Origin of the sequence: Thalassotalea sp. 1_MG-2023 (assembly GCF_030546745.1) — a bacterium.
Lineage (GTDB): Bacteria > Pseudomonadota > Gammaproteobacteria > Enterobacterales > Alteromonadaceae > Thalassotalea_C.
This window is the reverse complement of sequence record NZ_JAUOPD010000044.1, coordinates 1-9429: the sequence shown is the minus strand read 5'-3', so window position 1 is coordinate 9429 and position 9429 is coordinate 1. Positions and strand designations below refer to the sequence as shown.

Sequence of the window (9429 nt, the reverse complement as noted above, 5' to 3'; positions counted from 1 at the left end):
GGGTTATCGCCATTAGAGGCCGAACACAAATATTGGAAAACTTATAACAAGGTGGCCAGTTTTAGTTGACCACTACATTGATTAACAGGCAATAAAATGGATAAATATTCAAAAATGATGTAAAAAAACTACAAAATCATCTTGTTTTCTAGCTTGTATCCCGTTCATGGTGTTATAATCGCGTTAATTCACCGCATAAATGGTGTTTTTTTTCATGTTTAGATCATGCTGAGTAAATACCCACCGTCAGGAATGCACTATTTGCTTTAACTTGAGCTGGAAGAGGATCATATAGGAGTTAGTTATGTTAACAAGTTCACCACAATGGCAAGCGCTTAAATCACATTTTCAAGAAATTAAATCAACACATATGCGTGATTTGTTTATAGCTGACGATCAAAGGTTTACAAAGTTTTCTGCGACAGCTGCGGGCCTTACACTCGATTATTCAAAAAATCAGATCACCGAGCAAACAATGAGTTTGTTAATTGATTTAGCCAAGAATGCTGAGTTAGAAGACTATCGCAAAAAAATGTTTTCAGGTGAACCAATTAACTTAACGGAAAACAGAGCTGTACTACATACTGCGTTAAGAAATTTTTCAGGTAAAAGTGTCACCGTAGACAATCAAGATGTAATGCCACAAGTGCATGCAGCATTAGAAAAAGTTAAAACGTTTGTTGATGCTGTTTCAAATGGTAGTAAAAAAGGTTATTCAGGAAAAGCATTCACCGATATTGTTAGCATTGGCATTGGCGGCTCGTTTTTAGGCCCTAAAATAATGTCGGAAGCACTTAAACCGTATCGCCAAAAACATATAAATGTACATTTTGTCGCCAATGTGGATGGTTGCCACTTACAAGATGTATTAGCAAAGCTTGACCCCGAAACAACCATGGTTATCACTTCTTCAAAAACATTAACGACACAGGAAACTCTGAGAAATACTGAATCAGCAAAAGAATGGTTTTTGTCAACGGCTACGCAATCAGACGTTCAGTACAACTTTGCTTGTGTTTCTACAAACATAGAAGCGGCTGAAAACTTCGGCATTGATTCTGCAAACATTTTCCCCATGTGGGATTGGGTTGGTGGTCGCTACTCTGTGTGGTCAGCAATTGGTTTACCCTTAGCCTTGGCAATAGGGTATGAAAACTATCGTGAGTTTTTACAAGGTGCTTTTGAAATGGATCAGCACTTTACAACCGCGCCGTTAGAAGAGAATCTTCCTGTTATTATGGGCTTACTTGGTATTTGGTACCGTAATTTCCATGGTGCACAATCTCAAGTATTACTACCTTATTACCATTACTTACGAGGTTTGCCAGCTTATATTCAGCAACTTGATATGGAAAGTAACGGTAAATCTGTATCGATTAACAACCAAGAATTAGACTACGATACAGGTCCAATTATTTGGGGGAGTGAAGGCACCAACGGACAACATTCATTTCATCAGTTAATCCATCAAAGTAAAACACCTATTCCGGTAGACTTTATGTTGCCATTGTATCCGCATCACGATGTGGAAAATCATCACGATATGTTGGCATCAAATTGTTTCGGACAAGCGCAAGCGTTAATGGAAGGACAATCAGAAGCCCAAGTTACAGCAGCAATGAAAAAAGCAAAATGTAGTACGGATGAAATTCAAAATCTTGCTAGTCATAAGGTGATGAAAGGTAACAAACCGAGTAATACATTACTTTTTGATAAGTTAGATCCAAAAACATTAGGCAGTTTAATAGCACTTTATGAGCATAAGGTATTTGTGCAAGGCGTTATTTGGCAAATTAATTCATTTGATCAATGGGGTGTAGAGCTTGGTAAAGCGTTAGGCAATCAGGTGTTATCTAAGCTTTCAGATCATGATGAACCATTAACAATGGATGGTTCTACAAACGCATTAATTCAATTATTTAGACAACGAAATCGTTAAAACCTATTCAAAAACTCTTTTTAATATCGGCGCAGCTTTAGCGCCGATATGTTAATTTTCTTCTTGTTCTTCTACGCTATTTAAAGACAAATGTTGATTTTTCTTGAAATGATCAACAAAAAAATTTATCTTCCTGATAACATTGTAAGCGCTTACATTTTTCTGTGTGGCGGCGATATTTGGTGAAACATGAATAAAATTAATGTATTTAGTATAGGTTTATTGGTATGTGGCATTCTGTCCGCATGTCAATCAGGGAACCATTCTACGGAGCTTAAAACGAAAAGTGCGAAGCAAATTAGACTCGCAAACGTAGAAAATGATGTAGAAACGATGCTTGCTAAACTTACACTTGAAGAGAAAGTATCATTAGTGCATGCCAGCGGAAAGTTTCATATAAACGCAATTGAACGTGTTGGAATTCCAGAAATGTGGTTGTCTGATGGTCCTCACGGTGTTCGTCATCAAATCAAGCGTCATAGTTGGGATTCAGCAGGTTGGGATGACGATCATTCAACATACTTACCTCACTTAACCTCTGTTGCCGCCAGTTGGGACCCTGCAATAGCGGCGCTTCATGGTGATGTATTAGGTAGCGAAGCGCGTGAGAGAAAGAAAGACTTTATTTTGGGACCAGGGGTGAATTTAGCGCGTCTCCCTTTATACGGCCGTAATTTTGAATATATGGGTGAAGATCCTATTCTTGCCGCGAAATTAGTTGTACCGCAAATAAAAGCCATTCAAGAGCATGATGTCGCCGCAACGGTAAAGCATTATGCATTAAATACACAAGAGCTTAATCGAACAGGTGTTAATGCAAAGCCTGATGAAAGAACACTTAGAGAAGTGTACCTCCCTGCTTTTGAAGCGGCCGTTAAAGAAGGCAGAGTGCTTGGAATGATGGGGGCTTATAATGAGTATTATGGTACCAACGCAAACCAAAGTAAGCACTTGGTTATGGATATTCTAAAAGGTGAATGGGGCTTCCAAGGTGTGCTATTAACAGATTGGAATGTTGATATAAACACTTATGAAGCGGCGATGAACGGCCTAGATTTAGAAATGGGCACTGACGTTGAAAACTACGATGATTACTACTTAGCAAAGCCTTTCTTACAACAAATAAAGGCAGGAAAAATCCCTGAATCTGTGCTTGATGATAAAGTACGACGTATCTTACGTGTGCAGTATAGTATTGGCATGTACGATGAAAAACGTGTTCAAGGCGAGCGTAATACGAAAGCACATCAATTAGCGGCAAGAAAAATTGCGCAAGAAGGCGTTGTTTTATTAAAAAACAATCCTGTTAATGAAAAGACTGTTTTACCGTTAAATAAATCACAATTAAAAAATGTATTAGTTATTGGGCCAAATGCTAATAAAAAGCATGGCACCGGCGGTGGTTCATCAGAAGTGAAATCTTTGTATGAAGTGACGCCATTAGCAGGCTTACAAGCCGCGTTAGGCGATGATGTTAATATTCAAGTGATGCGTGCTCGTAGCAGTATTCTTGCCCCTATTGCCAGTGACTACGTGGCATCACGTCATTGGACAGGAACACCTGCATGGCATATTAGTTATTTTGATAGTGAGGCTCGTCAACATAAATTAAGTGAGTCTTGGATCGTAGACTCGCAGTTTAAACCTAAGAATATTGACAATAAGCAATTTATTTCGATGAATGCAGAGATAAAGCCATTAGAGACCGGTAAGCATCAGTTAAACGTAATTGCGGATGGTCGCTTTAAATTAACCATTGATGGTAAGGTCGTTATTGATACAGAAAAAATTGGTCAAGCTAAGCGCTCACCTCAGATCATGCTGCAAGCCAATAAGGCTTATCAGTTTGACATTGAGTATGATGGAAAAGGCGGTTTTACACTCGGTTGGGATGCCCCTGGTAACTTATTTACCCCAGAAGCTGAATATTTATCTGCGGCTAAAAATGCGGATGCCGTAATATATTTTGGCGGTTTAAGTCATGCCGACGATAGAGAATCTATTGATCGCCCTGATATGAAATTACCAAATAATCAAGATGAAATTATTACAAAGCTATTACAAGCAAATACTAAAACCGTTGTATTTTTAATTGCAGGATCCGCGGTTGAAATGCCATGGGTTGATCAAGCAAATGCAATTGTTTGGGGTTGGTACGGAGGTATGGAAGCCGGAAATGCTTTTGCCAATATACTATTCGGTGACATAAATCCGAGTGGGAAGTTACCAATCACGTTACCAGAGAAGCTAGCGCATACAGCTCCCATTGCACTTAACGATTATAATGCGATTGAGTCTTTATATAGTGAGGGAGTCTTTATTGGTTATCGTTGGTTTGAACAACAAAATATCAAACCCATATTCCCTTTTGGTCATGGCTTGTCATATACCAAGTTTGCCATAAGTGATATTAAGCTATCGACAAAGAGCTTGTACCAAGGAGATACATTGACCGTGACAGCGAAAGTAAAAAACGTCGGCTCTCGTGCTGGAGCAGAGGTTGTTCAACTTTATTTGAATGATCATCAAGCAAGTGTTCCAAGACCAGAAAAAGAGCTGAAAGGGTTTACTAAGGTCTATTTGGCGCCGGGTGAAACACAGCAAGTGTCAATAACGCTTAATGAGCGAGACTTATCCTATTGGGATAGTAATATTGGGGATTGGCGAGCAGACCTGGAGGTTTCACGGTACTGTTAGGGAGCTCATTAGACAATATTCATCTTGAAAAAACATTTGAATATTTAACCAAGTAGCAGGCTACTGCCAGTGCGATTGTCTTGGTTGGCAGTCGCACTGATAGCTTCTGAAAGTAATAAAACTACCCTCGATTATATTTTCGATATTCAGGATGGTGCTTAATGTTATCGCACCAAGTGCTAAAGTTTTGATAATTATACCGCTTGTCGTAAACCGTTATCCATTGAGAGGTAGTGAATTGCGGCAGGCGAAATTTCTTTTTAAAACCATCTATTGCCACCCAACATGCTAATTCTTGATTAGATTCATTCTTTATCTGCATTCTTGGGAAGCCTTTTAAACTATAACCGAAAATGGGCGTTATGTTCGATTTTGCTAATGCTGTTTTTGAAATTAACGTTACACAAAGCAAAATAACTAAAAAAAGATAATTTTTTTTAGCGACATTTTTATATTGTATTAAAGGGGATATAAAGTTCATTAATTTTAGCAAGTTATAGTGAAATGAATGGATAATAAAGGTAAATGTTGACGATATTAATGTTAATAATACTATATTTTTCCCGTTTAGCCATTGAAAGCCAAGAAAGGTGTCTATATAACTACTTCACTATTAGAAATTCTGCGACTTATCTATAAATAATTAACCGCAGTGAATTAAAGCTTAGAGTGGAATAAACATGACAAATATCGTAGCAGTAAAAAAAGAGCAACATCAAAACGTTAAAGTTGCTACCCAACGTGACTTAAGACAATTTGCAGATCAGCATATTGCCCCAATCAATGTTCGTGAGTTTGCACAAGCTTCAACAAGTTACCCTATTGTTTTTATTAAAGATCCAGAATCAGGTCAATATCGTAGTGTGGTAATGTTAGGTTTAGAGTCAGGTGAAAACTTATACCTTGAAGGTGAAAAATGGCAGGCTATTTATATTCCGCAGGCGATTTCACTTGTACCTTTTTCTTTAGGTTTAGATCCTGAAAAAGAAAACACCCTAACAGCATGTGTTGATTTAGACAGCCCGTTTGTTGGTGAAGATAAAGACAATGCTTTGTTTGATGATAAAGGCGAAGAAACGGAATTTTTCAAAAATATTCATGATCAATTAGGTCGTTTATACGAAAACGAGATGACTAGCCAAAACTTCTTAAAAGTTTTAACAGACAACGATTTATTACAAGAGCTTGAGCTAAATGTATCGTTTTCTGATGGTCAAAATAAAAAGCTTGTTGGCTTATATGGTATCAATGAAGAGAAGTTACAAAGCTTAACTGATGAAAAAATTCTTGAGCTTTATAAAACAGGTATCTTCATGCCTATTCATTCAATGTTAGCGTCTTCTGGCCAAGTAAACCGTTTAGCACAACTACGTAATGCAAGTAGCAATGCGCAAAAAGTGGCTAACATTCAATACAACGTAAAAAAAGCTGAAGAAAAGTAAAGCTTTCATTTACGTGATTAAGGGAGCATTTGCTCCCTTTTTTATTGCTATCTGCTGTGCTAATTTTAACAAGGTGATATAACATCAGGAATGTGCATGGCAGATAAACACGATAAATCGAGCGAAGTAGAGCAACAAATTCAAACGCTTGTAGATGATATTTCGCAGCAACTAAAACATCGAGTGTCGGTTATTACTACTCAATCGCATGTCGATTCATTAACGCCTTTGCAAATATCATCGATACCTTATGTCATTGAGCTTGAAAATAAACTTGCCCAAATAAATGAAACCAATAAACAATTACAACAAGATATTTCGCATTTAGAACAAAACCACCAACAACAAGTTAATGTATTAACGCATCAAATTACCTCTGCTGAAAATAATGAACATAGCCTTGCATTAGAACAACAATGCAAAATATTAAATCAACAGTTAGATGAACAACAAGAAATTACTGCTAACCTACAAAAAACAACGCAAGCTAAAACCGCAACGTTAGATGTTCAAAACCAACAGATCACTCAGTTAAATAGCCAATTAAATGAAATAACCGCTGAGTTTGAGCTCTATCAAGCAAAATCAGAGCAATTACAAGAAAAGCTGCAGCACAACATCGACAACTTAGAATCACAACGGGAAAGCCATAAATTATCTCTACTTGAAAAAGAACAAGCGTTCGAGCAAGAGTTAACAGTCGTTAAACAACAAAATAAACAGCAGAGTGAGCAATTACGAGTGTTAGGAAAGCAGCATCAAGTGCTTTCGGAAGAAACTACCGAACAGCAAATATTTATATCTGCGCAAAAAAAAGAAAATCAGCAACTACACGAACAAATACACAAGGGTGATGCTCGCTCAACACAATTAATATCAGAAATTAAAACTCTTGAAACACAACTAATTGATTCGCAAGAAAGTGCTGAAAAAATGGAAACGTCTTTTGCTCAATGCCAACAAAAACTGGCTAGCCAGCTTGCAAAAAAACAACAACAAGAAAGTGAATACGCTAAAGCGCGAGCAACAATTAAGTCGTTACGAGATGAAAACCAAACGCTTTCAACAAAATTAACGCAAACCATTACTGATTTTGAGCAACAAGTGACCGAATACCGTTTACGGTTTGAATATGCGCAAAAAGAATTAGCAAAAAAAGAATGAACATCTTTGTGTAGCCAGTATACTTGGCATAATGACAATTATAAGTGACTTGTTTTAATGCGACTTCCGATTAATAAACTCTCTGTATGGCAACAAATAACGTTTAGCGCAGCATTACTTGAACGTATGCTGCCTAATTATAAAATGTTTAGTGAAGCAACAGAGGTTGGTGATTATAGAGTCTTACGAAATCAACTAAATTTGATATGGCAACGGCTCGATAAAAAGCAAAAAGTAAATATTAACTGTGAAGTGCAACTCGAAAAATTAGAAGCAGAAATACCAGATCCTGAACAGTTTAGCTTTTTTGGTGTATTTCCAGCATTAGATGCTTGTATGGCGCTCAATGCTTTATTGCAATATATTCAAGATAATGACATTGAGCTAATTAACCAGATATCACGACTTTCACACAACAGTGTTTCTGCCTATGTTGAGCTGCTTATTTTAGAAGAAAATAGCGAAATAGAAGATGTAGATCCACTATTAATTAATCAAGACCCGCTTATGCAGTGGGAACAAGAAATGCAAAATGCCATGTTTGATTTATTGCAACACTCTCCAGAAAACATGCAAACAATTAAAGCGATTAAAGACATGGCATTAGGTCAGGGATTATCTAGCCTAGGAATAGAGCTCACTTAGTGGCTCTTTACTGCCTTACGCAATGCGTTTAGCGCTTTTACAGAAAAACCTTGATCATAAAAGTAGCGAATGACTCCGTCACTATCTAAAAGCATAACCCGCGCATTGTTAGGGTTGATGTTACCGGTAAATTGTTGCAGCTTATCTCCATCTTGGTAAACGGTTATCACCCCAGCCCACAAACTTTTTGGTATGCCTTTTCGCATTCCGTCGTTAATTTGAGTGCTAAACATGCGAGGAAACATACCTTGTATTGTCGGTACTTCTATCACGTCAATTGTCGTATTCGTCATATCTAAACCGATAAGCCAACGGTCAATATCAAATTGACTGTCCTGTTGAAAACCTAATAACAAGATGGTTTTCTTTTTAGATAGCGCTTGTGGGAGCTGAACGGTCTCTTTTAACAAGTTTTCGCCAGTAACCTGGGGAAACTTCGAATTGGTTACGTTATTATTCGAGTAGGTTGTTGAACATGCCGTCAATATGAGTACAAGCAAAGCAATAAAAATTTTAAACTTAAACATAAGACACTCGTCTGGTTAGTATTCTTACCACTACGAATGTAGCGAGGAAAAAGATCAAACGTAGTTAAGCTTCTTGTTGAAATAATTGATACTTTACTTGTCCCGCGACTTTTTCTTTCAATAGCTGCCAGTTATTTGGAATAAATTCGTCTTTATTGTCGAGCTCTTGTTCAATATAAATAAGTGCATCAGTCGCTAACCATCCTTGTTGCAGTAAATGAATGACATTAGGAAGTAATTGCTGGCGAAACGGCGGATCAATAAAAACTATGTTGAACATTTCAGTGGCCGGATCAGCAAGAAAGCTGAGCGAGTCAACATGATGAATATGACAATTATCAGCGGCTAATAACGCTTTGTTTTTTTTGAGTTGCATAGCAGCTTGTTTGTTTAACTCAAGCATGTTTACTTGGGTTGCTCCACGAGAAATCGCTTCAAATCCTAAACTGCCAGCACCGGAAAAACAGTCCAAACACTTGCTGTCATTGATATATGGCATTAACCAATTAAATACTGTTTCTTTAACCCTATCGGTTGTTGGTCTTAAACCTTCAGCATTAATAACGGGAAGTTTTCTGCCACGATGTTTACCAGCAATAATACGTATATTGCCTTGCGATTTTTTCTTCGGCGTTGTTTTTTGTTTAGTCGGTCGCATCAGATCAAGCTTTTGTTTTTTGTCGGCAATTAAGGTGTTAAACTAGCTGCAATTTTATCCTTGTTTAACACGCAATAACACCCGTTGTTCGCTTTTAACAGAAAGAAGTTACGAAATGTCAGAAAAAAAAGGTATGTTTTCTTGGTTAGGTTTCGGTAGTAAGACGGAAAAACCTACATCGGAAGAAGAGCAAGTTAACCAAGAACAGCAAAGCTCTGAAGTTGAAAATGTGGCAGAAATTGAAGAAAAAGACTTGCCAATAGCACAGAGAGAACAAAACATTGCAGAGCCAGAGCCAGAGCCAGAGCCAGAGCCAGAGCCAGAGCCAGAGCCAGAGCCAGAGCCAGAGCCAGAGCC

At 37.7% G+C, this 9429-nt stretch carries 8 protein-coding genes and 1 pseudogene; 6 read left to right on the top strand and 3 right to left on the bottom strand.

The window, feature by feature from the left end:
* Positions 1 to 304 precede the first annotated feature (304 nt).
* Positions 305 to 1939 (top strand): glucose-6-phosphate isomerase, encoded by a 1635-nt coding sequence (gene pgi, locus Q4489_RS17905; RefSeq protein WP_303483223.1) that lies wholly within the window; start codon positions 305 to 307, stop codon positions 1937 to 1939.
* Positions 1940 to 2128: 189 nt separating this feature from the next.
* Positions 2129 to 4636 (top strand): glycoside hydrolase family 3 C-terminal domain-containing protein, encoded by a 2508-nt coding sequence (locus Q4489_RS17900; RefSeq protein WP_303483219.1) that lies wholly within the window; start codon positions 2129 to 2131, stop codon positions 4634 to 4636.
* Positions 4637 to 4757: 121 nt separating this feature from the next.
* Here Q4489_RS17900 and Q4489_RS17895 read toward each other — a convergent pair whose 3' ends face one another.
* Positions 4758 to 4958 (bottom strand): hypothetical protein, encoded by a 201-nt coding sequence (locus tag Q4489_RS17895; RefSeq protein ID WP_286270680.1) that lies wholly within the window; start codon positions 4956 to 4958, stop codon positions 4758 to 4760.
* Between the two features lie 358 nt (positions 4959 to 5316).
* Between Q4489_RS17895 and Q4489_RS17890 the strand changes: the two genes are divergently transcribed.
* The 3 genes from Q4489_RS17890 to Q4489_RS17880 all read left to right on the top strand — a co-directional run bounded on the left by Q4489_RS17890 (position 5317) and on the right by Q4489_RS17880 (position 7887).
* Positions 5317 to 6078, top strand: a complete 762-nt coding sequence (locus tag Q4489_RS17890) for a SapC family protein (protein WP_303483214.1) — start codon at positions 5317 to 5319, stop codon at positions 6076 to 6078.
* A gap of 96 nt (positions 6079 to 6174) precedes the next feature.
* Positions 6175 to 7242, top strand: a complete 1068-nt coding sequence (locus Q4489_RS17885) for a hypothetical protein (protein WP_303483212.1) — start codon at positions 6175 to 6177, stop codon at positions 7240 to 7242.
* A 57-nt stretch (positions 7243 to 7299) separates the two neighbouring features.
* Positions 7300 to 7887 (top strand): YjaG family protein, encoded by a 588-nt coding sequence (locus Q4489_RS17880; RefSeq protein ID WP_303483210.1) that lies wholly within the window; start codon positions 7300 to 7302, stop codon positions 7885 to 7887.
* Here Q4489_RS17880 and Q4489_RS17875 read toward each other — a convergent pair.
* Both Q4489_RS17875 and rsmD read right to left on the bottom strand, forming a co-directional pair.
* The gene (locus tag Q4489_RS17875; RefSeq protein WP_303483207.1) at positions 7884 to 8414 is read right to left on the bottom strand and encodes a hypothetical protein; all 531 of its coding nucleotides are present in this window, start codon (positions 8412 to 8414) and stop codon (positions 7884 to 7886) included. The two genes, Q4489_RS17880 and Q4489_RS17875, sit on opposite strands and share 4 nt — an antisense overlap.
* A 64-nt stretch (positions 8415 to 8478) precedes the next feature.
* Positions 8479 to 9072, bottom strand: a complete 594-nt coding sequence (rsmD, locus tag Q4489_RS17870; RefSeq protein ID WP_303483203.1) for a 16S rRNA (guanine(966)-N(2))-methyltransferase RsmD — start codon at positions 9070 to 9072, stop codon at positions 8479 to 8481.
* Positions 9073 to 9187: 115 nt separating this feature from the next.
* Between rsmD and Q4489_RS17865 the strand changes: the two are divergent.
* Positions 9188 to 9429 (top strand): annotated as a pseudogene (locus tag Q4489_RS17865) (hypothetical protein); the annotation flags it as partial.